This is a genomic window from Paenibacillus sp. FSL H8-0104 (assembly GCF_038050215.1).
In the GTDB taxonomy this organism is placed as follows: domain Bacteria; phylum Bacillota; class Bacilli; order Paenibacillales; family Paenibacillaceae; genus Paenibacillus; species Paenibacillus amylolyticus.
Window position 1 is genome coordinate 2982714 of record NZ_JBBOTC010000001.1, and the last position, 24061, is coordinate 3006774.

The window sequence follows — 24061 nt, forward strand, 5'->3', positions numbered from 1 at the left end:
CATTCCTGCAACAGATGTACCAAAAGGATGAGGAGGAACCATGATGACACAAAAAACGTATGACTTGATTGCGATTGGAACAGGAAGCGCGGCAAGCTCTGTTATCACCCGTTGCGCTGAAGCAGGCTGGAAAATCGCTGTAATTGATGAACGTGAGTTCGGCGGAACGTGTGCACTGCGTGGCTGTGATCCCAAGAAAGTACTGGCCGGAGCCGCGGAGCTGATTGACTGGAATGAACGGATGCAAGGGAAAGGAATTCAGGGACAGGCGACCATCAACTGGTCTGAACTTATGGCCTTTAAACGCACCTTTACCGAGAGCATACCTAGAGCAAGTGAAGATCAATTCAAACAGGCCGGAATGGATACGTTCCATGGTAAAGCTTCATTTGTCGATGAAGATCATATTCAAGTTGGAGAAGAAGTGCTCCATGGCAAACACATCCTGATTGCTACCGGTGCAAGACCTGCGCCACTTGAGATTGAGGGCTCGGAGCATCTTCTATATAGTGATGACTTTCTGGATCTGGAACAGCTGCCGGATCGTTTAGTTCTGGTAGGCGGTGGATACATTGCATTTGAGTTTGCGCATATTGCGGCCAGAGCCGGGACGGAAGTCCACATCCTGCATCGGAGTGAGCAGCCTCTGAAGTCGTTTGATGCGGAGCTGGTGGAAGCTTTGTTGCAAAAATCGAAAGAGATCGGCATTCATGTTCACTTGAACGCGGAGGTGAAATCCATACGGCAAGAGGGGAACGCCTATGTCGTTCATGGTAGACGCAATGGTGCAGATCACCAGTGGCAGTGCGGACTTGTCGTGCACGGAGCCGGGCGCATTCCCAATGTGGATGACCTGGAATTGGAGAATGGCAACGTCAGCTACAGCAAAAAGGGGATTACGGTGAACGAGTATTTGCAAAGTGAAAGCAATCCACGAGTGTATGCTGCTGGCGATGTGACCGACACAAAAGGACTGCCTTTGACCCCGCTAGCTGGACAGGAATCCCGCGCGGTATCGTTTAATTTGTTGGAGGGAAATCAACACAAACCAAATTATAAAGTGATGCCTTCCATTGTGTTTACTGTCCCTGCCCTTGGAGCTGTAGGTATGAGCACGGAACAAGCCAAGAAAGAGGGCTACGAGGTGCAGGTAAATGATATGTCGAAATGGTATACTTACAAGCGAACTCATGAAAAATTTGCCATGGCCAAAGTGGTGATCGATAAATCAACCGGACTTATTCTGGGTGCGCATGTGCTCGGGAGCAAAACAGAAGAATTGATCAACCTTTTTGCAATGGCGATTCAATTCAATCTGACTATCGATCAGTTAAACACCATGAATTTTGCATATCCTACTGCTGCATCGGACCTGGGTTCTTTAATTTAGAAGTGATGATGAACTCCCCTTTGGGACGGAAGGAAGGATGAAAACAACGATGTCATCGGATTTTATTGGGCTTCATGAAGGCAAGTGGACGAAGGAACCCGTTGCTGCACGAATGGATGGGGATCGTTTCGTTGTGGAAGCTCGGGAAGGCAGTGACTTCTGGGAGAACACATTCTATGGGTTCTGTCATCGGGATGGACATGCCATGCTTGCTCCATGGGACGGAACGGAAGCGATTGAGGTATCGTTTGATCTAAGCTCATTCACCGAATTATATGATCAGGCGGGACTAATGTTATGGTACGGAGAAGACCAATGGATCAAGGCCGGAGTTGAGGTCAATGATGGCGTGGCACATGTTGGAGCCGTCGTGACGGATACGTATTCGGATTGGTCACTCTCTCCTGTGCCAGAGTGGGGTGGACGAATCGTAACAATCAGAGCCTCCTACAGTAATGAGGCTGTTGTCATTCGTGCTCGCACAGATGAGCATCCTTGGCGTACGATTCGGGTTGCACGGTTTGCCTATCCAACGAACAAACACGCTGGTCCATTTCTGTGTTCACCGAAACGTGCAGGATTCGAGGTAGCCTTTACCAAGTGGATATCCACGACACCCGATCAAGACTTGCATACAGATCCGCCGATGACGGATTAAAACAAGTTAAGATGCACGATAAACAATGAAACATGAACAGGTGTATCTGGCTTAGAAAGCAAGACAACACAAATAAGCAAGTCTTCCATTAACGGAGGACTTGCTTATTTTTTTGTGTTTAAACTTTGGACTGTGAAGAGTCTCCAGTTACTCATTTCATCATTCACCGGGGTCAGTGAGTTCTTTTCGCACAAACAATAGAGTGCTTGCGAACTTTACTTGAGTTAAACGTTTATTTACTCGTGTCCGTATCCAGGGACTGGGTTTCGGTCTCTTTTTCACCCTCATCATCATTGGACTTATTGAACTCCAGCATACGCTCCTCGTAATCGTCGAGGAACCATAACGGGTCCATACTGTCTTCCTCACCGTTGTAATTGATTACGATTTCTTCCCCAGCTTTGATGTCTGTATACGCGTAGAAGTCAAAGGTGTGGTTATCAAAATTGATATCATAAGTAGCGTTAGGTTCATAGGAGTGGTTGATCAGACTGCCATAGCCGAGCAGAATGGCGGTATGATTCGCCCCATATTCGAACACGTAATCTTCCAAAATCGTTTTTTCGACATGCTCATGATCTTCATTTGGGTAAGGCACAACGGGTGCCTGATGGATAAGCGTTCCTTTGGCAATATCAACGGTAGCAAATACCCCGCGGTTAAACTCACCACCATCACCCAACTTGGATTGTTTCACTTCAATCATAATCTTCACCTGATGCTCTTCGAAGAGCTCCGTTCTATATAATAGTAATTCGTTAAGGCAAAATTTTAACCCATACTTTCATATAAGGCAAATTTCAGACAAAAAGGTGCAATAATTTTTAATATGGCGTTGAGTTGTGCAGGATATAACGCTTATAATATACAAAGAATTAAGTCTATATAGAAAAGGTGTCATGAATGAGTATATTAAATGTAGAAAAATTAAGTCACGGTTTTGGTGACCGTGCTATCTTTAACGACGTTTCATTCCGCCTCTTGAAGGGCGAACATATTGGTCTGATCGGGGCCAATGGTGAAGGTAAATCCACCTTCATGAACATTATTACAGGAAAACTTCAGCCGGATGAAGGCAAGGTGGAGTGGTCCAAACGGATGCGTGTTGGTTATCTGGACCAGCATGCTGTATTGAACAAAGGCCAATCAATCCGTGACGTACTTCGCGGCGCGTTCCAGTATTTGTTTGACATGGAACAGGAAATGAATGATATGTATGGCAAAATGGGCGATGTTACCCCGGAGGAACTTGAACAACTTCTTGAAGACGTGGGTACGATTCAGGATACGCTGACAAACCAGGATTTCTACATGATCGATGCCAAAGTGGATGAAACCGCACGTGGTCTGGGTCTGACGGATATCGGTCTGGACAAAGACGTTAATGACCTGAGTGGTGGACAGCGTACCAAAGTACTGCTTGCCAAGTTGCTGCTGGAAAAACCCGATATTTTGCTGCTGGATGAGCCTACGAACTACTTGGATGAATTGCATATCGAATGGTTAAAACGTTATTTGCAGGAATATGAGAATGCATTTATCCTCATTTCTCACGATATTCCGTTCCTGAACAGTGTTATCAACTTGATCTATCACATGGAGAACCAGAATCTAACTCGTTATGTGGGCGATTATGATCACTTCCAGGAAGTGCATGAGATGAGAAAACAGCAGCTGGAGTCGGCTTACAAGCGCCAACAACAAGAGATTGCTGACCTCAAGGATTTTGTAGCGCGGAACAAAGCAAGTGTTGCTACACGTAATATGGCGATGTCCAGACAGAAGAAACTCGACAAGATGGATGTCATCGAGATCGCCAAGGAGAAACCGAAACCGCAGTTCAACTTCCGTGATGCAAGAACATCCGGCAAGCTCATTTTCGAAACCAAAGGTCTTGTAATTGGATACAACGAACCGTTGTCCAGACCACTGGATCTGCGTATGGAGCGCGGACAGAAGATTGCCCTTGTTGGTGCGAACGGAATCGGTAAAACAACTCTGATGCGCAGTATTCTGGGTGAAATTCAAGCTCTGGAAGGAACCGTTCAACGAGGTGAACATCTGGAGATTGGTTACTTCCAGCAAGAGATGAAGGATGCCAACTACAATACATGTATTGAAGAGATCTGGCAGGAGTTCCCTTCCTATACCCAATTCGAGGTGCGTGCTGCACTTGCAAAATGTGGTTTGACTACAAAACACATTGAGAGCAAGGTAGCTGTACTAAGTGGTGGTGAGAAGGCCAAAGTGCGTCTCTGTAAGCTCATCAATAACGAAACGAACCTGCTAGTACTCGATGAGCCGACGAACCATCTGGACGTAGATGCCAAGGAAGAGTTGAAACGTGCGCTCAAGGCTTACAAAGGCAGTATTCTTCTAATCTCCCACGAACCGGAATTCTACCGTGATGTCGTTACGGAGACGTGGAACTGTGAGTCGTGGACAACAAAAGTATTCTAAATAGAGGTTGTTCAAAAAGTCCGCTTTTGATTACGAATCATGTGCGAGCTTGCGAACAAGCTCGAAGCGTGAGAAAAGGCGCGAATTTTGCTTGCAAAACAGGCAGAACTCGCGCCTTTTTTACGTGGTTTTAACGAAAAATGTTTGAACCCAATTCACAGTTGACAGCTTGAATAAGGCAATAATATAATTCAGGAAAGCGATTACATTTATATATTAAAAACCTGTTTCACTGCATAGGGGCAAAGAAAACACGGTATTCCGTATGGGTATCATTGCACTTAGAAGGGAAGACGGGTCTTTTTTTGCACTCCAATGAAACCGGTTTCATTAAAATAAGGAGGTGGACAAAAGCTCGTTACTGACCACTGGTTGCTGAGTATAGGCTGAACAACAACATCGCGCATACAAGAACCATGCTTTCATCTTTCACGCCAAAGGAGAGAATGAACATTGGATAAACTCAGGAAACCCATGATATTTATGTTATCAGCAACACTTGCGCTGTCTTCGGGACCGTTGATGCTACCGAGTAAGGCGTATGCCGATCTGAGCAGTATACCCACCACATTGTTGCAGGACGATTTTTCGGATGGGAATTACACGGAATCACCCGCGTGGAATGTAAGCTCGGGCAACTGGGAAGTCTTTGCTGACCCGACAGATGCGTCCAACTCCACGCTTATCCAGAGCGATACCAATGAAGGCATCATCTCTACTGGAGACTCCATCTCGGACATGACCGTGTCCATGCGCTTTTACACGGGAGCCGGTCAGGGATATCCGGGAATATTGCCGCGGTTTCAGGATAAGAGCAACTTTTACTATTTTCAAATGCAAGTTCCTAGCAATAAACTCGTTTTCTCCAAACGGGTGAACGGATCAGACACAACTTTGAAAACGGTGGACTATGCATTTGCCAAAAACACATGGTACACACTCAAAGTGGTGTTATCAGGTACCACCATTCGCGGGTATATCGCGGAAAACGGCTCCGATCGGTTGGTATTTGATCTGGTCGATACTACATACGGGTCAGGTACCGTGGGCATTCGGAATAAGTGGCAGTCGGTACATGCAGATGACGTGATCATTGCCGAGCAACCGCCTGGGAACGATATTCAGCTCTCTATTGCTGAGCAGACAGCTTCTTCGGTTTCACTGCAATGGTCTGAAATCGCGGGAGCATCAGCCTATCGCTTGTACCGTTCCTCTACGCCTGAAGGCGGTTATTCCCTGGTAACCAATACCGGGACTATGGGACACACGGATGAAGGATTAAGCGGGGATACGGTGTATTATTACAGGCTCGCTTATGAATACGGAGGCCTAACCGAATCATTATGGACTGCTCCGCTGGAAGTTCGGACGACAGCCGCAGCACCACAGGCTCCGGGCGAATTAAAGGCCGAAGCACTCAATGCCACGAGTGTGAAGCTATCTTGGCCCGCCGTGGACAAGTCAACTGGTTATCGCGTGGTTCGGGCCGAATCTGGCAGTGAGCAATACGAGCAGATATACGAAGGGAAAGGGCTCACATTCACGGATAATGCACTTGAGCCGGGCACCAGCTACAGCTATCGCGTAACAGCCTATAACGCAGCTGGTGAGTCAGCATTCACTGTTGCAGAAGCCACGACATACTCCATTGACTCTCCAGCAGAGTTCGCTGCCACAGCTGTGACGGACACATCAATCTCTCTGGGGTGGAATGTCTTGCCTGGATCTGATGTAACGTATATCGTGTCCCGTTCAACCAGTGCTACGGGTACGTATCAGCAGGTCTATAGTGGCAATGAAAACACGTTTAACGATAGCGGTCTGACGATGGGCACAGGATATTTTTACATCATTCAGGCGACCGTGGACGGCGTAACTTCTCCAGCATCCGCACCGCTGGGTGTTGCCACAGTTCGCACAAGCATTACACCAGGGCAATTGTGGCCAGATCTGGACGGGAAGCCGATTGATGCTCATGGGGCTGGCTTTTTCTATGATGAACAGACGGAGACCTATTACTGGTATGGCGAATATCATAAGGGCGGCTGGCCAGCTGTTGGAGTGCGTGTGTATTCATCCAAGGATCTGATGAATTGGAAGGATGAAGGCATGGCTTTAACAACACTTCAATCCATGGATGATTTTGACAATGACCCGTTGATCTCCAAATTGTATGCGGGGCGTGAAGACCGCGTGGATATCTGGGCAGATATCCGCAAAGGACGGATTATTGAACGACCAAAGGTCATCTACAACGACAAAACGAAGAAATACGTGATGTGGGCCCACATGGATGGCGACAAAGACCCCTATAACGATAATGCGAATTATGGTAAGGCGCGGGCCGGTTATGCGATCAGCGACTCTCCAACAGGGCCTTTTGTGTATCAGAAGAGTTACCGGATGGACAGAGCTCCCGAAGGGGAGAAAGATTTCTTCCCAACCGATAAGGGTATGGCACGTGATATGACGTTGTTCAAGGACGATGACGGCACTGGCTATCTGATCTACTCCAGTGAGGAAAACCTGACGCTCTATATCTCCAAACTGAATGAAGACTACAGTGACGTAACAGGGTGGCATAAGGAAGGACGAACGGATGACAAAGGCAATCCGGTACGAGATTCCACCTATCAGGCGGAATACGGCGTCGATTACGTGCGTGTGTTCCCGGGAGGGCAACGCGAAGCACCGGCGATGTTCAAGTATCAGGGGAAATATTATATTTTGACTTCCGGAGCTTCTGGCTGGGCCCCTAACGAAAACAAAGTGACGGTGGCGGACAACATCTTTGGCCCGTGGTCAACGCAGACCAATCCGTTCGTGCGCACGTTGCCAACCGATCCTGATCCAGGCAAGGCATTTGGCACACAGACGACTTCTGTCATACCGGTTGATCCGGAAAAAGGCAAATTCATTTACGTGGGGGATACGTGGAATGGTGGCAATTTCTCGAATGATGCTGCAAAATACGTGTTCTTGCCAATTGAGTTTGGAATAGGCTCCGACATCGCGATCAAGTGGTATAACAGCTGGACACCTGATCTGCTGAATTCGATGGGCAAGGTTGATATTGCTGATCCGTTGCCAGAAGCCGTGGCGCTAGGCAAAGTCCCATCCCTGCCAACAACATTGAATGTGCGCGAGGGTGGAGCACTGGTATCAACGCCAGCAGTATGGACGATTGATAACCGGGCCATGACGGCAGAAGATTTTGCTAAGCCAGGACCGCTCACATTACAGGTAACCACACCGGAATATAACAACAAAAAGCAGGCAGTTCACGTAAACGTCATTCCGGAGAATACACTCTATTTTGTGAACAGCGGAGGTTACGAAACGGCTGATTATAGCCTCATGGGTGCTTATATGAAAGGAACGCTTGCCAACCCGGGAACGCCCGATCAGATGTACGCTCAGGCTGAGGGACGTAATTGGGGTTATGTCAGCGCAGATGCACTGGCATCCGGTTCGAATGGCGGGGATATATTCTCGACCGTACGTTATCTGAACGGTGGAAATGTCAGCAATTCTCCTAAAGGCACGGACTTAACCTATAGATTTGATGTGCCAAACGGGACATACGATGTGTACGCCGGATTCAACGATCCGTGGAGCAATACATCGCGCAGAGCGAATTTAATCATCAATGGCACCAATACCGGTGCAGTTACTTTTACGCCTGCCAACGTTAGAGCCCAGAAAGGCATCAGCGTGTCGGACAACAAGCTGGAGTTGACCGTGCGCAATACGGCATCGCAGGACCCGATGATTAGCTGGATTATGATCGTTAAACCTGACGCCGCTCCACCTGCAAATGATAGTGCTGGTCTTAATCCTGATGCGTTGAATTCAACGAGCGCAACGCTTCACTGGGATGCTCATCTTGGTACAGCAAGCTACAAGCTCTACCGCTCAGATCGTGAGCAAGGTGAGTATAAGGTGGTTTACAGTGGCAATGGACGGAAGTACACGGACAGTGAACTGAACCCCGGCACGGAATATTATTACAAAGTGGAAGCTTTTGATGCGACGGGGCAATCCTTGAGAGGTGTATCTTCCGCTTATCAGGTGCACACGGCTCAGCAGAGCGCTGCCGATGTAGCTACAGGCATCACAGCATTGGAACAGCCTTCCGCAGGTGCAAAAAAACTGAAGTTACCATCCGTGCCGCAAGGTTTCACGGTGAAGATCGCTTCCAGTTCGGTACCGTCGGTCATTCAAACCGATGGAACGATTGTCCCACCATCCAAGGAAACAACAGTAACACTGGAGTTGGAAATTACTCGAACTTCTGACGACAGTAGAGCCCTGACTATACCGTTGACAGTGAAGGTGCCAGCATCTGTTCCTTCCCCTGGAGGCACGGACCCTGGTTCGGGTGGTAATTCAGGTGGCAATTCCGGTGGAAATCCAGGAAATGGTTCTGGTTCATCCAGCAATGGTGGACAATCCGGAAGTGGTAACTCAAGTGCAGAGAATGCGGTACCACAACCTAAACCGGAGAAGGACCGTTCTGTTCTGGAGTTGCAGGGACAGTCTGATCAGAAGGGTGTAGTGCAGTCCAACGTGGATGTTTCAACGATTAAAGATGCTTTTAAAGTTGCCCCCTTAACAGATGCGGGTCAGCGCTTGGTCGAACTTCGGCTGAAGCCGGTTTCGGGAGCAACGGTATATGAAGTATCTCTGCCTGCCTCTGCGTTAATAGATCAGGGTGAGTCACATGTGTTCAACATTGTTACAGAGCTGGGAATGTTGGAGCTTCCTGCGACACTGTTAATGAAGGATATCGTTGGTGATGGGATTGCATCAATCCGATTGGTCAGAACGGAGCTGTCAAAAACAGTCTCAGATCAGCTTGGCACGCAATATGGAGTCCAGCTTGAACTTCAACTGGATGGTCAACCATGGCCATCGGAAAGCCAGTTAATACTTCGTCTGCCTTTCCAATCCTCACAAAATGCTCAGCAGGATCGGATTGTAGCATTTGCCATTGGAGCGAACGGTGTGGCAACCCCATTGCCGCAAAGTTACTACGATCAAAAAAGCGGGCAACTTGTATTTTCCGTCACATCACTCACAGGAAATTATGCTGTTGTGTCTGTGGAGCAGACATTCGCAGATCTTGCAGAAGTGCAGTGGGCCAAGAAAGCAATGGAGGCTTTGGCTGTCCGAGGTGTAATTGATGCTGAGGCAAGCGGTGATTCCACGCAGTTACATCCAAAAGAGGAGATGACCCGCGGCCAATACATGCAATGGTTGATGACTGCGCTGGGTTTGAATGCTGCATCCGGGAATGCGTTCTCTGATGTAAACGAAAATGCTCCGTACTACGAAGCAGTTACAGCTGCGCGTTCGCTAGGTATCACGAGTGGTACCGGTGACGGGCGCTTCTTGCCAGAGTCCACGATCACTCGTCAAGAGATGATGACGTTGACAGTGAGGGCACTTGCGGTGGCTGGACTGGTTGACTCTGAGACGGCTGTAACAGATAACCTTACTCGTTTCCGCGACGCTTCCGAGATTCGCTCCTATGCCCGGGATAGTGTGGCATTACTTGTGAATCTGGGCATCGCCCACGGGTACAACGGTGAGGTGAAACCACTTGCCGAATCGACCCGAGCCGAATCGGCTACGTTGTTATATGCGATGATGAGCAAACTGGTATGGAAGAAATGATGTTACACCAGAATCGTAGCGTGTGAAAAAGAAGGCTTACTTTGACCTGGAACCCAGGTTGGAGTAAGCCTTCTTGATTGTACGCCCATCATGGGCGAAAAGTCAGTTACCCAAGGAACGAGTAACCTCCTATCGTTTTGCAGTTGTTATCTGTAATATCTGCGAATTGTTATTTGTAATATTTGCAAATTGTTAATTGTAATGTTTGCCGATTTGATATGCTTGCTCCAGCAAGCTTTCGATATGTTCTTTGGATTCTGAAATGGTTTCATAGAGGAATTCGACTCGGGATTCCTGCATTCTCGCATAGCCTGCGATCCCATTATTTAGATAGTTGGAAATCATGTTGTAATAGTCGTATTTATGGAATGAAGCCTCCGTTCCCCCAGCTAGTGCAATCCACAGTGCCTTTTTGGAGTTTGCCTTGTTCAGCAGCCCCATGTTCCATACCTTGTCCAGATAAGCTTTGAGCATGGAGGGAACGTTGTACCACCAGATCGGGAAAACAAATACAATGGCATCAGCCGCAAGCACACGATCCAGCTCTTTGCGAATCACAGGAGCATGCTGTTTATCGGGATTTTGCCAGTCTCGCTCATCTTCTACACGATATAGGGGATCGAATCCGTCATGATATAGATCGAGGATATCGATTTCATGGGAATTCTCCTGCATACCTTCTATAAAACGATTCATCACGGCAAATGTTAGGGAATCCTGTCTTGGGTGAGTAACGACCAGTTTAACTTTCATGTAGGAGTAACCATCCTTTTTTCTTTTTTATTTTGGTTAAACATTCTGACCAATGTTATTATAAGTTTCATGACATCTTATTGAGAAGTACGCACCTGAGAGTGCTGTAGATACCTTGGGGTTCTTCGGTTACTTTTAATAACGGATATACATATATGTGAATTATGGGGGAGTACAAGTGGAACAAGAAATGAAAAAATATGAGAGTGGTGTGCAGGCGATGCTGGAACTGGTCGGTGGAAAATGGAGGATTCTTATTCTGCATCAGCTGATATCAGGTAAAAAACGAACAAGCGAACTTCGCAGAGCTATTCCAGGCACTACCCAGAAGGTCTTAACCCAGCAGCTGCGTGAACTGGAAAAGAATGAAATCATCCATCGGATCATTCATCCCCAGATTCCGCCCAAGGTAGAGTATGAGATGACAGAGTACGGCTTGACACTGCAGGACATCATTGACCGCATATGTCTATGGGGAGAGAATCACTTGGACAAAGTATACGGAGATAAAAGCAGAGTGCTGGGAAATCATTTTAGTGACTATATTCCACTTTCAACTTCAACTTGAGCTGGCTGCCAAATTTAAAAATATAACAAAACCGTCCTTGATTTAAAAAGGAGGGTTTTTGTTGTTTTTTGTCCTTTATCAGCGAAACTGATAAATGCTATAAAATCATTGAAATTGACCCTCAACACCCGGTGTGTTAGGTTTTAGAGAGAAGAAATTAAATTAATGTGATGATTTTAGTCGGAATTAAAATCGAAGCAATGCGCGAGGTGGCAAACAGTGGAACTTCAAGTGACAAACAGCCCTTTTAATCAAGAACAAGTTGAACTGCTTAATCGTCTTATTCCTACATTGACCGATGGACAACGTACTTGGTTGAGCGGATATATTGCAGCAATTCAGGCAAGCGCGACAATAGCGGCTCCAGCTAACCTGGTACAGGCTGCACCAGCTACAGGTATTGCACCTGTCAGTGCTCCGCCAGTATCCCGGGAAGTTACCGTGCTTTTTGGTTCACAAACCGGGAATTCCAGTGGCCTATCGAAAAAGCTGGCCAAGAAACTTGAAGAGCAAGGTCTTCAGGTAACGTTGTCATCGATGGGAGATTTCAAACCGAACGGACTCAAGAAAATTGAAAATCTCCTCATCATCGTCAGTACGCATGGCGAAGGCGAACCACCGGATAATGCGATTCCGCTGCATGAATTCCTGAACAGCAAACGGGCTCCGAAGCTTGAAGGACTTCGTTACTCGGTGTTGGCTCTCGGAGATACCTCCTATGAGTTCTTTTGTCAGACAGGTAAGGACTTCGATAAACGATTGCAGGAGTTGGGTGGTACAGCCCTTGTACCACGCGTTGACTGTGATGTTGATTTTGATGAAGCAGCTGCAGAGTGGATGAATGAAGTACTGGCATCCTTAAGCAGTACATCTGCTACTGCGAGTACGGTAACCACGGAGGCTGTTACAGCTGCGGTGAGCGGCGGGGAATCCGAATATGATCGCACGAATCCATTCAAGGCTGAAGTGTTGGAGAATCTCAATCTGAATGGCAGAGGATCGGACCGTGAAACACGCCACATTGAGTTGTCTTTGGAAGGTTCCAGCCTGGATTACGAGCCAGGTGACAGCCTTGGGGTATTCCCTGAGAATCATCCGCGCCTTGTAGATGAATTGATTGCAGCCATGGGATGGAATGCCGATGAACGTGTGACCGTGAATAAAAACGGCGATCAGGCATCTGTGCAAGAAGCGTTGCTGCGTTATTTTGAAATTACAGCTGTGACGAAACCGGTCGTGGAACAACTTGCGAAACTGAATCCTGGGAGTGGCCTGACAGCGTTACTCGCAGATGATTCCGAATTCCGCACGGTCATGAATAGCTGTGATCTGCTGGATCTGGTTCATGATTATAATCTGAAAGGGATTCCTGCCGGAGAATTTGTAGCTGCTCTTCGCAAAATTCCGGCACGTCTATACTCCATAGCGAGTAGTTCGAAGTCTTTCCCGGATGAAGTTCATCTTACTGTTCGTTCGGTACGTTATGAAGCACGTGGCAGAGAACGTTACGGTGTATGCTCGGTACATCTGGCTGAACGAATCGAAGCTGGCGACACCTTGCCTGTATATATACAGCATAACCCGAATTTTAAGCTACCTGAGAACCCGGATACACCGATCATCATGGTTGGCCCAGGTACAGGTGTGGCGCCGTTCAGATCTTTCCTTGGTGAGCGTGAAGAAACAGGAGCAGAGGGCAAGACATGGCTGTTCTACGGAGATCAGCATTTCGCCACGGACTTCTTGTACCAGACGGAATGGCAACGTTGGCTCAAAGATGGTGTGCTCACGAAGATGGATGTAGCCTTTTCACGTGATACGGAACAGAAAGTGTATGTACAACATCGCATGCTGGAACACAGCAAAGAACTGTACCAGTGGCTTCAGGAAGGTGCAAGCGTATATATCTGTGGTGACGAGAAAAAAATGGCACATGATGTGCATGCTGCGCTCACCACGATTCTTGTACAAGAAGGCGGTTTATCGCCTGAGCAGGCATCGGAATATCTGACACGGTTACAGCAGGAGAAACGTTATCAGCGGGACGTCTATTAATCACCGGCCCAGCCGGATTGCACCATCCCGCAGAGACGAGAGGAGAAAGCAGCATGGTTTATAATAACTTACTTAACCCACAGCGCACGAATAGCGATGTGGAAGATATAAAGATCAAAAGTGATTACTTGCGCGGAAGTCTGACCGAAACGTTGGCTGATCGTATCACGGGGGCTATTCCAGAGGACGACAACCGTCTGATGAAACACCACGGTAGTTATATGCAGGATGACCGTGACCTGCGTAATGAGCGTCACAAATCCAAGCTGGAGCCTGCATACCAATTCATGTTACGTGTGCGTGCTTCCGGTGGGATTGTAACCCCGGAGCAGTGGTTGATGATGGATCGGGTAGCGCATAAATATGCGAATGAGACGATTCGTCTGACTACACGTCAGTCTTTCCAACTGCATGGCGTACTGAAGTGGGATCTTAAAAACACCATTCGCGAAGTGAACGATTCGTTGTTAAGCACACTGGCTGCATGTGGTGACGTAAACCGTAACGTGATGTGTAACCCGAATCCGAATCAATCTGATGTGCATGCTGAAGTGTATGAGTGGGCATGTCAGGTGAGCAATCATCTGGACCCTCGGACCCGGGCTTATCATGAGCTGTGGCTGGACGGAGAGAAAGTGGTTGATTCCCAGGACTCGGACGAAGAAGTTGAGCCAATCTATGGCAAAGTGTATTTGCCACGGAAGTTCAAAATCGGTATTGCTGTACCACCATCCAATGATGTGGACGTCTATTCACAGGATCTTGGCTTTATTGCTATTGTGGAGAACGGCAAGTTGCAAGGCTTCAACGTTTCCGTAGGAGGCGGCATGGGGATGTCTCATGGTGACGCCAAAACCTATCCTCAGGTGTCCAAAGTCATTGGTTTCTGTACGCCGGAGCAAATGATTGATGTTGCAGAGAAAACAGTTATGATTCAGCGTGATTATGGAGATCGTGCAGTTCGTAAACATGCTCGTTTCAAATATACGCTGGATGATCGTGGTGTGGAGTGGTTTGTCGAAGAGCTGACCAGCCGTCTGGGATGGAAACTGGATGCGGCACGCCCGTATCATTTTGAGACTAACGGAGATCGATATGGTTGGGTAAAAGGTAATAATGGCAGATGGCACTACACGCTGTTCATTCAGAATGGTCGTGTAAAGGATGTTGATGGATATCCTCTCATGACGGGTTTACGTGAAATTGCCAAAGTGCATACGGGTGATTTCCGTCTGACTGCGAACCAAAATCTAATCATCGGTAATATTAGCGGCCAGAAAAAGAAAAAGATTGAAGCACTCATTCAGCAATATAACCTGACTGATGGTGCACATTACTCAGCGCTGCGCAGAAGTTCAATGGCTTGTGTTGCGTTTCCGACCTGCGGCCTTGCGATGGCTGAGTCCGAACGTTACTTGCCGTCCCTGATCGACAAACTGGAGCCTGTACTCGACGAAGCCGGGCTGAGAGACGAAGAAATTGTCATTCGGATGACCGGCTGCCCGAACGGATGCGCAAGACCTATGCTGGCAGAGATTTCATTTATCGGTAAAGCACCTGGGAAATACAATATGTATCTCGGTGGCAGCTTCACCGGACATCGCTTGAATAAGCTGTATAAAGAAAACATTGGCGAAACTGAGATTCTGGACACGTTAACTCCAATGGTGAATCAGTATGCCAAGGAGCGCAATGAAGGGGAACATTTCGGAGACTTTGTCATTCGTGCGGGTTATGTTCCTGAAGTGTTGGATGGTCGACAATTTCACGCTTAATTGACCGGGTAAGATAACTGAAATTAGGACTGATTTAGGGCGGAAGCATTCCTTTATGGGGTGCTTCTTGTCTGCTATATATGGAGTGAATAGAGGTAACGTTAGTTGCTGCTGAGAGATTTATAAGAGGATAAACTGAGGTTAATCTTCAAATGGAGATGGATAATCACCGCAGTTATTCCCATTATTTCGTGTGTATTAACTTGTTGAAGTACGCTCAACAAGATATAATGGCATAGTAGAAAGCAGATTAAATGTTGAAAGTGAGCGGAAACGATATGGGTCGTAAGTGGAATAATATCAAGGAAAAGAAAGCTTCAAAAGATGCAAACACGAGCCGGGTCTACGCTAAATTCGGCGTTGAGATCTATGTAGCTGCCAAGAAGGGCGAACCGGACCCGGAAGCGAACCGTGCACTGAAAGTCGTGCTGGAACGTGCCAAAACGTATAATGTACCCAAAGCCATCATTGATCGTGCGATGGAAAAAGCAAAAGGCAGCGGGGATGAGAACTATGAAGAGTTGCGTTATGAAGGCTTCGGACCGAATGGTGCGATGGTCATCGTTGATGCACTCACTAACAATGTGAATCGTACAGCGCCGGAAGTACGCTCTGCGTTTAACAAAAATGCCGGAAACATGGGTGTCAGCGGTTCTGTTGCCTATATGTTTGATCCAACAGCGGTTATTGGTATAGAAGGCAAAAACTCCGAGGAAGTACTGGAACTTTTGCTCGAAGCAGATGTGGATGTACGTGATATCGTGGACGAAGACGATGCTGTAATTGTATATGCAGAACCGGATCAATTCCACGCTGTACAAGAAGCATTCAAAGCTGCTGGTATTACTGAGTTCACAGTAGCCGAGCTGACGATGCTTGCGCAAAACCATATTGAACTTCCAGAGGATGCACAAGCTCAGTTCGAGAAACTGATCGATGCGCTTGAAGACCTTGAAGATGTTCAGCAGGTCTACCATAACGTAGAGTTCGTTTAAGAGAACGAGACGATACGTGGTGGTATGATTGTATCATTGTAGCCTTGTCAGGGTAGGACAAATATTAAGAATTCATCATTTTTATAGCTCAGCGAGGGTATACCTGTTAGCGCTTGGTGATTTTTATGATGATATATGTTTTCCTATCTAAGATGTCTAAGGGCAGTATTAAAACTCACTTTTTGTATGGGAAAATCCATATAAGGAGTGAGTTTTTTTATGTTATTTGAAGATGTTTACAAAGAGTTTCTTTTTGATTAGGAGATCAAGGACTATAGTATCCCCACTATAAAAGGATATAGAAATAACAATAGGGTATTTCTGAATTACTTATGTAATGAATTTTCAGTTGTTAAAGTAGAAGAAGTCAACACCTCTCACATCAAAGCATATCTTATGAACTTGGAATTGAAAGGACTATCAGAGACCTACATTAATGGAATACAAAAAAATATCCTTCATTTTTAAAATTCATTGTGGAGGAAGGGTATATCGATGAAAAGAGAAATCCAGTGCTAGGTTTGAAATGGATGAGAGAACCTAAAGTTAAACTAGTGAGGCTGAAAACAAGGCGAATGGTAAAGAAGCAGCAGCATATTTTAACGAAGATGGAAGTTATGTTACTGTTGAGGATGAATCAGGTTTAATTATTCAAGTAAGTAACAGAAACGATCAGATTGGGAACCGGATAGTACAATAAAAATTCTTACTCACCAAGAAAGGAGAAAAAAATGAGTCTTTCAAAGAATAACATTATAGACAAAGCAACAATACGTGGTGGTCTGTATTTATATAGTTTTTCGGATGCGATTGATCTAATTACTTACTGTAAGGATAATAACTTGAGCATCTTAGGAATCGATGCTTTTATAATCTCCAAGGATAAAACACAACCAGTAAGTGAGCATAGTGTTGACTATTCTGCTTCTCAGCAAAATGGGAATTGGGACAGGGCTATTACATTTATCCAGAGTAAATCAAGTTTGAATCATATGTATGAAGTTATTTACTCATAGGAAAGAGATACATCTATTGAAGAACGAACATACTCCGTTCTGGACTTGATGGCATATAAAGCTATGGTCCAATTCGTTACTAAATATTCAGAGAAGAATCCTTCTGCTAGTTTTGAACAGTTTTAGAGTTTGTGAAACTTTCGGATTCATGTACTCCAATCGACTCTAACTCATGGAAAGTGGAAGAACAATCTCGTTAGATAGTCTTTTAATTTACTTTGTGCGAAAAACACTATTAGCACTGAGCTATTAGTGTTTTTTGTGTCTCATTATTTTTCTCATTGGATGAATTAAGCATTTCATACTGTTCCTGAAAGTGCTTAGTGATGGCTTCTTTTCTAATTTAATCGAATGTTTTACCCTTTGTTTGTTCTGGTATATCACCATGTATAGGTCCTAATGATCCGACCACATCCAATAGACTTTTCTTCTTAGATGCATTCTTGTTTTCGGTCATTAACGATCATTCCTTGTATTCTGTTAAAACAGTACATCCTAAATGTGTTTTTTGGTGATCACTTGCCAAACTTTTAATCCTAGTGAATAAGCAATGAGAATCATAGTCTGATTCCATTGAATCTTATATTCCTTTTTATCAATTGTAGCCTCTGTAAGTATATTCGTGATTTTATCAGCTGTTAATGGTGTATTCAATTTCTCAAATCGATTTAGGTGCATATAATGTTCTTCATTCTCTTCCCCATTGTAATCATCAATTTCAACAATACCTGTAGCTATCCCTCTTGCAATTATCCCTACACCACTACTATAGAGATAAACAATATCGTTTGCTTCGATTGTGTCGATATAATGCTTCCAAGGGCTATAATAAGCGGCACATTTCATGTTACTAATCATGTCACTTTCAGCTTGGGGGTTGTTTGATTTATTTGTATTAATGATATACACCTTGGGCATGTTCTCATTCCTTTTCACAATAGTAACTATAATTATATACAGTTTTAACCATAAATGATACGATAGGTAAAGGATTTCATAAAAAAGTGGAGGTATATTTATATGGCTGGAGCACCTGAATGGACAAAATCTGAAAATCTAGCTATTTACATGTTTTTGGAGAAATATCCTCACAAATCAAGCGAAGAAATAGCTGAGGAGATTTTCAATAACAGTTTACTAAAAAATCACTTCTTCATTTATAGAAATAACGTGAATACAATTAAGCAGCATGTAGACTTGCTACGAAAGCCTGAGCATCAGGGTAGGCTCTTTGTACCAGATTATAAAAATCTTGAAGAAGGATAGAAGAGTACCAATTTACATAAAGTTGACAAAGATTGATGCAGTGCTAATTGCACTGTATCTTTATATTACACAAAATGATTAAATATAGTACGACAAAGAATGTAATGTTGTATAATCTCAATTTCATCTTGTGTATTTAGTATAGTGCTGCAACTGTTTATGTTGTTGAGATTTAAGGGTGAATTTCAAGTGATTAGGAGCTAATTATTAAATGATTCCACAAAACATAGTTAAACAAAATATCTTAGATGCTATAGCTGTAATACATAAAGAGGGTGTACCAAAAGAGAGAGAATCAACTAAATATCATTTAAGGTATAATGGTGGGCTGTATCCACCGAAATATGTAATAAGTGTTGCAAATAGGTTTGCTAATGGACATGCTTTAAGTCGTGATAGGTTTAATGGGGGAGCAGAAACTAACAACTTTCTTAAGCGATTAGGGTTTGAAGTTATAGAAGAAACTTTAGCTACAAAAAATGAAATGCAAATGTCAGAAGAACAAACATTTAGAGTGGGAGAGTATTATTCGCGGAATGATATATATCAGAAATTAAATGTTCCAAAAGCTAAACAAAAAGGCCATTGGAATACTGGATATACTCAATATGAGAAGGATTCTTTCATCTTTGCAAATGTGGGAACCGCAGGGCGAACAGGACATGACCATCCAAATCGGTTTGATGGAAATGATCTTATTTGGTATGGGCGAAATAAAAGTACATTAACACAGAGTTCTATACAATCCCTAATCAATCCAGAGGGACGAACATATATATTCGCGAGAGAAGATAGTAATGATCCTAAATTTTTGTTTTTAGGAAATGGAAGAGCAAAAGACTATTTTGATGAAAGTCCAGTTAAAATAATATGGTCTTTTGATAATGAAACTGAAAATCATCCAGAAATTCTTGCGGAAGAAGTCAATGAACTTGAAATATATACTGAAGGTTCTGTAAAGAAAGTATCAGTAAATGTATATGAAAGAAATCCAATAGCTAGGAAGAAGTGTATAGAACATTATGGATTAGGCTGTCAAGTATGTGGGTTTAACTTTGTTAACATTTACGGAATTATCGGTGAGAACTTTATCCATGTTCATCATTTGAAGCCTTTGCATGAGATTAGTGAAAAATATGAAATTGATCCAGTGGAAGACTTACGCCCTATATGTCCGAACTGCCATGCTATGTTACATAAACGTAAACCGGCATATTCCATTGAAGAACTAAAACGGATTATTAAAGATAAAGTTACCGATACGCCTCATTGATGTTGTCTCTAATGCTTATAACTACATTTAAGAAGGATAAACATGTAATCTGTTATAGTAAAATCACTCATAATTTGGTATGATAATGTATAAAATTTCATACAAAAAGTGAGAGAAATACAAATATAAGCACGCTGTACAAGAAGCATTCAAAGCTGCTGGTATTACTGAGTTCACAGTAGCCGAGCTGACCATGCTTGCGCAAAACCATATTGAACTTCCAGAGGATGCACAAGCTCAGTTCGAGAAACTGATCGATGCGCTTGAAGACCTTGAAGATGTTCAGCAGGTCTACCATAACGTAGAGTTCGTGTAAGAGAACGAAACGATACGTGGTGGTTTGATTGCATAAAAAGAGTGTCTGACCAATCTGCGGGATTGGACGGACACTCTTTTTTTTGTTCGTTTATGAGTCAGACTGAAGTTTTCCAGGGGACTGCTCTGATTTTTCCGATTTACCCCCACCAAACTTGAACAATATAATTCCCCCAACAATGACAAGTACACCAAGCAGCTGATTCCACGAAAAAGGAATTTGCTCCAGACCGAGCCACCCCATGGAATCAAACAATAGTGCAAAGCTCAGCTGGGATGTTAGCACGATCGAGATGGCATATGTGGGACCAAGCAGCTTCATCCCTTGCACGAGACAGAAGACCACGCCAACGCCGATGGCTCCACTGAGCCAGTACCAGGGCTGCATATGCTGGAAGCTAAATGTGTTCTTGCCCTCCACTAGCAGAGAGATGAGGAACGAAGCAATGAATCCGGTGAAAAGCACCATCGTTGTTGTGGACCATGAACCGGTGCGTTCATTGACTTTGCTATTAAAAATCGTTTGCAGACTGACAAGTGCACCTGCCAGTAGTGCAAGCGAAATACCTGTGATTAACATGGTTGTCGAACTCCTTATTCATAAATATTGTGACCTGTTATTTCCCTTAGACCCGCTCGATCCTTGATCATAATCAATCCCTGATGTCGTTCAATTAACCCGTCTGCACAGAGCTTCTGGATGACCCGGTTCAGGTGTCGGTAACTGGTGCCGATCAGATTCGCGATGTCGGTCAGATTGAACGCGTCCAGCTCTTCATGAACGACGTTGCCCGCTTCTTCTGTTGAGATGGAGAGCAGGTAGCTGACTAGACGAACCTCAACGGGATACATCAGGTTGAAATTGGAAAAGTTCGAGTCAATGTAGAATTTGTGTGAGATGATTTTAAGCAAAAATTTAAGTAAAGGTGCATAATCGCTGGCAAGCTCAGCGAGCCATTGATAATGAATGCGAAGCATCACCACAGGTGACACAGCCTGAACCGTATTAACAATATCGCTTTCACGGACATACTCTATGTCACCGACAACTTCAAGGGGTGTTTTGAAACAAAGCACCAGCGTTTTGTCCTGTGCGGAGGTGGTGAAAATCTTGATTTTACCTTCGACCAGTACGTACAAATATTCGGAAGTTTCCCCTTCACGACAGATCAATTCACACTTCTCGAAATGGCATAACGTCATATGTGTACGCAGGGGCTCGTGAAATACAGTTTCGAGTTGATATTGCTTCAGATATTGTATTAATTGTTGCTCGTTATGGATCTCTTGCACGCTGTTATTCACCCCCGACGATATGTTTCAATCCTTCTTCAAAAACTATAGTTTCATAATAATGACACCAGTCACCATTAAGGCAATGCCCAGAAATTGCGGCAGTTTCATCTTTTGTTTCACCACGCCGAACCATCCGTTACTATCCACCAGAAAAGTCAGGAACAGCTGAGCAATGAGCAGAGCCGAGATCGTGAACGTAACCCCAATTTGCTGAATGGCCGTCACTTCGCTGAAAATAATGACGGCGCCAAAAGCACCTCCAGCCAAGTACATAGGTTTTACTTGTTTGAGTCCTTGAAGGTTGGTGTCTCTAACAAACATTAGGATCAGCGCCGCTAAGATGAAGCCTGTCAGTTGTGTAATCGTAGCGGCCTGCCATGTGCCCATGTCGGTGCTAATCCGAGTATTGGCAACACCTTGGAGCGTGATGCACGCGCCGCCCAGTAATGCAAAAATAATTCCTCTCATATGTACGCTCCTTATTCAATCACTTTGACTTCTATTATTAAATGATAAATTGACTCTGAACGCCAAGGACAAATGTCCTGAGCTTTGAAGTCACAGCATCTAGAGTACAATAAAGAACTCGGAAAATCCAGATGGGGCATGAAAAGATGCGTGGCATATGTGCTTAGTACTCATTTTTCATCATAATCTAACGAACTAGTGACACCTTATTGTACTGATTCGATTGAATTGAGAAATCTAACAAATCTCAGCGACGTTAAATGGGCTATGTTGGGTAGAATTGGCGGTAAAACAGGGGGAATGGAGGCATAGGGTGTCTACGATTCGTTACTTTTGAAAATCGGCTAATATTCGCTAAATAGAGTGTGTCAGGTTCGTTAGCTATCCAGGAAATGAAACGAGAGTCTGCCCAGCGTACCCCGGAGCATAGAAAGTATCCAAAGCTCCAGGGTAGGACAGGCAATGAGAATAGAAGCAATCAGCTAGAAGATCCTGATCCTCTCCATACAAATCAAATGATCCTATTAGATCACAGTGTACACAGGCTTCTCGCCTATAAAACGAACAGACAATTCGGGAAAACGTTCTGCCAACCTGTTTGCCAATAGCTTCATTCCCGAAGCCTCGCTCTCTGCATGCCCCACCATGATCAATGCCTTGGACTTGCCTTGTTGCACAGCATCACGGATATATTCCGGTGTTTCCCATTCGAATCCTTCTCCAGCGATGATGAGATCCAATTGCTCATTCTGAATCAAGGGAATCGTCACAGGGCCATTGCCACGAAAACCTACCAATACCGCTGCACGTCTACAGACTATTTCCGCATTGCCTGCAACGCGTACATAATCGATGCCCAGGGAACTTTTCACATGGTGAGCAATAGCTTCAACGGTGCTTCCTTCCGGAAAAGAAAGAATGTCTGCTTCCGCTAGTCGTTGTTCCACATAAGAGGACCATCCCAAGGTCTGAATCAGTCCTTCGGTAATGCCGTCCGGTTGGAAGCGGTGGATGATATCATGACATCGATAGATGGAAATGCCTGCTTCGTCGATCAACTTTCTTTTAGTTTCATAAACTGGATCATTGGCTAACCAATCGGTATGACTGTGATGGTTGTAGAAGGGGGATTCATGAGCGATAATTAGATTGGCCCCACGTTGTACGGCATGTTCAATGACATGTTGAGTGGGCATAAAAGTAACAAACACACCTGTGACCGTTTGGTCGGACGAGCCAGTAATCAGCCGATCTACCGTGTTCTCCGGTAACTCTACATGGGCTGTGAGATACTGTATAATGTCTTGAATGGTTATATTCATGAACATAAGTCCTCCAAAATAATAGATTTTATAGTTATTGTATCATTTTGAAGAATAAACAGTAGGATAGAAAGGTCTTGCTTGAAGTGACAAAAGGAGTTATACTAATCAAACATAACGGAATGAACGTTCATTCCTGTATAAAGGAGGGATAGCCACATGGCTAAAAGCAGCAAAAAAGATGATATTTTTGCAGCTGCTTTAACGCTTTTTGCCGAGCGGGGATTCGATGCAACAACCATGCCGATGATTGCCGATTCGGCTCAGGTGGGAGCAGGAACTATTTACCGTTATTTTACGAACAAGGAAGTATTGTTGAATGAACTTTTTCAGAAAAGTATCAGGGAGTTTCTTGATGCCTTAAAACAGGGATTTCCGAATGAGCCGATACCTGTACGAGACCAGTTTCATCATATTTTTCGTGGATTGTTCAAGTTCGCAGAGTCCGACCCGGATCGCCTAAAGTTTATTAATTCTACGGGTAATGCATTGCATTTTCACGATGAAAGCAAGGAAAGTGTCAATGAATTTATGGGGTTTCTGAATGAATGCATACATAAGGGGCAGCAGCAAGGAGCCATTCTTATACTGCCTACAGAAGCTTTAATGAATATAGTCTACGGTGCTTTCATTCATTTGTTTGAACACTTTAACAAAGGTCTCCTGGAAGCGACGCCGGAGCTAATGAACCAGCTTGAGGAGTGCCTGTGGAATGCCATTAGAGTCCATTGATTCTATTGGCCTTTTTTTACAACATAAACGGAATGAATAT

The 24061-nt window shown here is 44.6% G+C and carries 19 protein-coding genes and 2 pseudogenes; 14 read left to right on the plus strand and 7 right to left on the minus strand.

What is annotated here, in order from left to right:
* The first annotated feature begins 43 nt into the window (after positions 1–43).
* Both NST38_RS13545 and NST38_RS13550 read left to right on the plus strand, forming a co-directional pair.
* Positions 44–1390, plus strand: a complete 1347-nt coding sequence (locus NST38_RS13545) for a dihydrolipoyl dehydrogenase family protein (protein WP_076249513.1) — start codon at positions 44–46, stop codon at positions 1388–1390.
* Positions 1391–1427: 37 nt separating this feature from the next.
* On the plus strand, positions 1428–2048 hold the full coding sequence (locus NST38_RS13550) for a DUF1349 domain-containing protein (protein WP_256719956.1): 621 nt from the start codon (positions 1428–1430) through the stop codon (positions 2046–2048).
* A 232-nt stretch (positions 2049–2280) separates the two neighbouring features.
* Here the strand turns inward: NST38_RS13550 and NST38_RS13555 are convergent, their stop codons facing one another.
* Entirely contained in the window at positions 2281–2754 is a 474-nt protein-coding gene (locus NST38_RS13555; RefSeq protein ID WP_076249511.1) for an SET domain-containing protein, read from the minus strand.
* 197 nt (positions 2755–2951) lie between these two features.
* On the opposite strand from NST38_RS13555, the gene NST38_RS13560 reads away from it, so the two are divergent.
* Both NST38_RS13560 and NST38_RS13565 read left to right on the plus strand, forming a co-directional pair.
* Positions 2952–4508, plus strand: a complete 1557-nt coding sequence (locus NST38_RS13560; RefSeq protein WP_017688769.1) for an ABC-F family ATP-binding cassette domain-containing protein — start codon at positions 2952–2954, stop codon at positions 4506–4508.
* 453 nt (positions 4509–4961) lie between these two features.
* Positions 4962–10187, plus strand: coding sequence for an S-layer homology domain-containing protein (locus tag NST38_RS13565; RefSeq protein WP_076249510.1), 5226 nt, complete (start codon positions 4962–4964; stop codon positions 10185–10187).
* Between the two features lie 192 nt (positions 10188–10379).
* On the opposite strand, the gene NST38_RS13570 is transcribed toward NST38_RS13565, so the two are convergent.
* Positions 10380–10940, minus strand: coding sequence for an NAD(P)H oxidoreductase (locus NST38_RS13570; protein WP_036670680.1), 561 nt, complete (start codon positions 10938–10940; stop codon positions 10380–10382).
* 190 nt (positions 10941–11130) lie between these two features.
* Here NST38_RS13570 and NST38_RS13575 point away from each other — a divergent pair, with 190 nt between their 5' ends.
* From NST38_RS13575 to NST38_RS13595, 6 genes and pseudogenes are all read left to right on the plus strand, one after another.
* Complete coding sequence (locus tag NST38_RS13575; protein WP_341344266.1) at positions 11131–11508, plus strand: winged helix-turn-helix transcriptional regulator; 378 nt, start codon at positions 11131–11133, stop codon at positions 11506–11508.
* Between the two features lie 219 nt (positions 11509–11727).
* On the plus strand, positions 11728–13563 hold the full coding sequence (locus NST38_RS13580) for an assimilatory sulfite reductase (NADPH) flavoprotein subunit (RefSeq protein WP_076249509.1): 1836 nt from the start codon (positions 11728–11730) through the stop codon (positions 13561–13563).
* 53 nt (positions 13564–13616) lie between these two features.
* Positions 13617–15338, plus strand: coding sequence for an assimilatory sulfite reductase (NADPH) hemoprotein subunit (cysI, locus tag NST38_RS13585; protein WP_076249508.1), 1722 nt, complete (start codon positions 13617–13619; stop codon positions 15336–15338).
* Between the two features lie 278 nt (positions 15339–15616).
* Positions 15617–16333: a YebC/PmpR family DNA-binding transcriptional regulator gene (locus NST38_RS13590; protein WP_036608916.1), complete on the plus strand. Its 717-nt coding sequence runs from the start codon at positions 15617–15619 to the stop codon at positions 16331–16333.
* 592 nt (positions 16334–16925) lie between these two features.
* Positions 16926–17033, plus strand: a pseudogene (locus tag NST38_RS31630) (colicin E5-related ribonuclease); the annotation flags it as partial.
* 31 nt (positions 17034–17064) lie between these two features.
* The gene (locus NST38_RS13595; RefSeq protein WP_047842745.1) at positions 17065–17349 is read left to right on the plus strand and encodes a hypothetical protein; all 285 of its coding nucleotides are present in this window, start codon (positions 17065–17067) and stop codon (positions 17347–17349) included.
* Between the two features lie 495 nt (positions 17350–17844).
* On the opposite strand, the gene NST38_RS13600 is transcribed toward NST38_RS13595, so the two are convergent.
* A complete protein-coding gene (locus NST38_RS13600; RefSeq protein WP_076249507.1) occupies positions 17845–18267 on the minus strand; it encodes a hypothetical protein in 423 nt (140 codons plus the stop codon).
* A gap of 102 nt (positions 18268–18369) precedes the next feature.
* Here NST38_RS13600 and NST38_RS13605 point away from each other — a divergent pair, with 102 nt between their 5' ends.
* From NST38_RS13605 to NST38_RS13615, 3 genes and pseudogenes are all read left to right on the plus strand, one after another.
* The gene (locus tag NST38_RS13605) at positions 18370–18615 is read left to right on the plus strand and encodes a hypothetical protein (RefSeq protein WP_076249506.1); all 246 of its coding nucleotides are present in this window, start codon (positions 18370–18372) and stop codon (positions 18613–18615) included.
* 211 nt (positions 18616–18826) lie between these two features.
* Complete coding sequence (locus NST38_RS13610) at positions 18827–19888, plus strand: HNH endonuclease (RefSeq protein ID WP_083684213.1); 1062 nt, start codon at positions 18827–18829, stop codon at positions 19886–19888.
* 130 nt (positions 19889–20018) lie between these two features.
* Positions 20019–20204: pseudogene (locus tag NST38_RS13615) on the plus strand (YebC/PmpR family DNA-binding transcriptional regulator); the annotation flags it as partial.
* A 90-nt stretch (positions 20205–20294) separates the two neighbouring features.
* Here NST38_RS13615 and NST38_RS13620 read toward each other — a convergent pair.
* From NST38_RS13620 to NST38_RS13635, 4 genes are all read right to left on the minus strand, one after another.
* Entirely contained in the window at positions 20295–20783 is a 489-nt protein-coding gene (locus NST38_RS13620) for a DMT family transporter (RefSeq protein WP_076249505.1), read from the minus strand.
* A 14-nt stretch (positions 20784–20797) separates the two neighbouring features.
* Positions 20798–21496, minus strand: a complete 699-nt coding sequence (locus tag NST38_RS13625; protein ID WP_036670692.1) for a Crp/Fnr family transcriptional regulator — start codon at positions 21494–21496, stop codon at positions 20798–20800.
* Positions 21497–21541: 45 nt separating this feature from the next.
* Positions 21542–21967 carry a DMT family transporter gene (locus NST38_RS13630; RefSeq protein WP_036608521.1) on the minus strand — a complete coding sequence of 142 codons (426 nt, stop codon included), beginning with the start codon at positions 21965–21967 and terminating at the stop codon, positions 21542–21544.
* A 524-nt stretch (positions 21968–22491) separates the two neighbouring features.
* Positions 22492–23289 (minus strand): Nif3-like dinuclear metal center hexameric protein, encoded by a 798-nt coding sequence (locus NST38_RS13635; RefSeq protein WP_076249504.1) that lies wholly within the window; start codon positions 23287–23289, stop codon positions 22492–22494.
* Between the two features lie 159 nt (positions 23290–23448).
* Here NST38_RS13635 and NST38_RS13640 point away from each other — a divergent pair, with 159 nt between their 5' ends.
* Complete coding sequence (locus tag NST38_RS13640; RefSeq protein ID WP_076249503.1) at positions 23449–24021, plus strand: TetR/AcrR family transcriptional regulator; 573 nt, start codon at positions 23449–23451, stop codon at positions 24019–24021.
* The last annotated feature ends 40 nt before the right edge of the window (positions 24022–24061 follow it).

Excerpts from the sequence above, each read along its gene's own strand:
- NST38_RS13545 (WP_076249513.1), top strand. The coding sequence starts at position 44 with ATGACACAAAAAACGTATGACTTGATTGCGATTGGAACAGGAAGCGCG.
- NST38_RS13550 (WP_256719956.1), top strand. The coding sequence starts at position 1,428 with ATGAAAACAACGATGTCATCGGATTTTATTGGGCTTCATGAAGGCAAG.
- NST38_RS13555 (WP_076249511.1), bottom strand. The coding sequence starts at position 2,754 with ATGATTGAAGTGAAACAATCCAAGTTGGGTGATGGTGGTGAGTTTAAC.
- NST38_RS13560 (WP_017688769.1), top strand. The coding sequence starts at position 2,952 with ATGAGTATATTAAATGTAGAAAAATTAAGTCACGGTTTTGGTGACCGT.
- NST38_RS13570 (WP_036670680.1), bottom strand. The coding sequence starts at position 10,940 with ATGAAAGTTAAACTGGTCGTTACTCACCCAAGACAGGATTCCCTAACA.
- NST38_RS13575 (WP_341344266.1), top strand. The coding sequence starts at position 11,131 with ATGAAAAAATATGAGAGTGGTGTGCAGGCGATGCTGGAACTGGTCGGT.
- cysI (WP_076249508.1), top strand. The coding sequence starts at position 13,617 with ATGGTTTATAATAACTTACTTAACCCACAGCGCACGAATAGCGATGTG.
- NST38_RS13590 (WP_036608916.1), top strand. The coding sequence starts at position 15,617 with ATGGGTCGTAAGTGGAATAATATCAAGGAAAAGAAAGCTTCAAAAGAT.
- NST38_RS13595 (WP_047842745.1), top strand. The coding sequence starts at position 17,065 with ATGAGTCTTTCAAAGAATAACATTATAGACAAAGCAACAATACGTGGT.
- NST38_RS13600 (WP_076249507.1), bottom strand. The coding sequence starts at position 18,267 with ATGCCCAAGGTGTATATCATTAATACAAATAAATCAAACAACCCCCAA.
- NST38_RS13605 (WP_076249506.1), top strand. The coding sequence starts at position 18,370 with ATGGCTGGAGCACCTGAATGGACAAAATCTGAAAATCTAGCTATTTAC.
- NST38_RS13610 (WP_083684213.1), top strand. The coding sequence starts at position 18,827 with ATGATTCCACAAAACATAGTTAAACAAAATATCTTAGATGCTATAGCT.
- NST38_RS13620 (WP_076249505.1), bottom strand. The coding sequence starts at position 20,783 with ATGTTAATCACAGGTATTTCGCTTGCACTACTGGCAGGTGCACTTGTC.
- NST38_RS13630 (WP_036608521.1), bottom strand. The coding sequence starts at position 21,967 with ATGAGAGGAATTATTTTTGCATTACTGGGCGGCGCGTGCATCACGCTC.
- NST38_RS13635 (WP_076249504.1), bottom strand. The coding sequence starts at position 23,289 with ATGAATATAACCATTCAAGACATTATACAGTATCTCACAGCCCATGTA.
- NST38_RS13640 (WP_076249503.1), top strand. The coding sequence starts at position 23,449 with ATGGCTAAAAGCAGCAAAAAAGATGATATTTTTGCAGCTGCTTTAACG.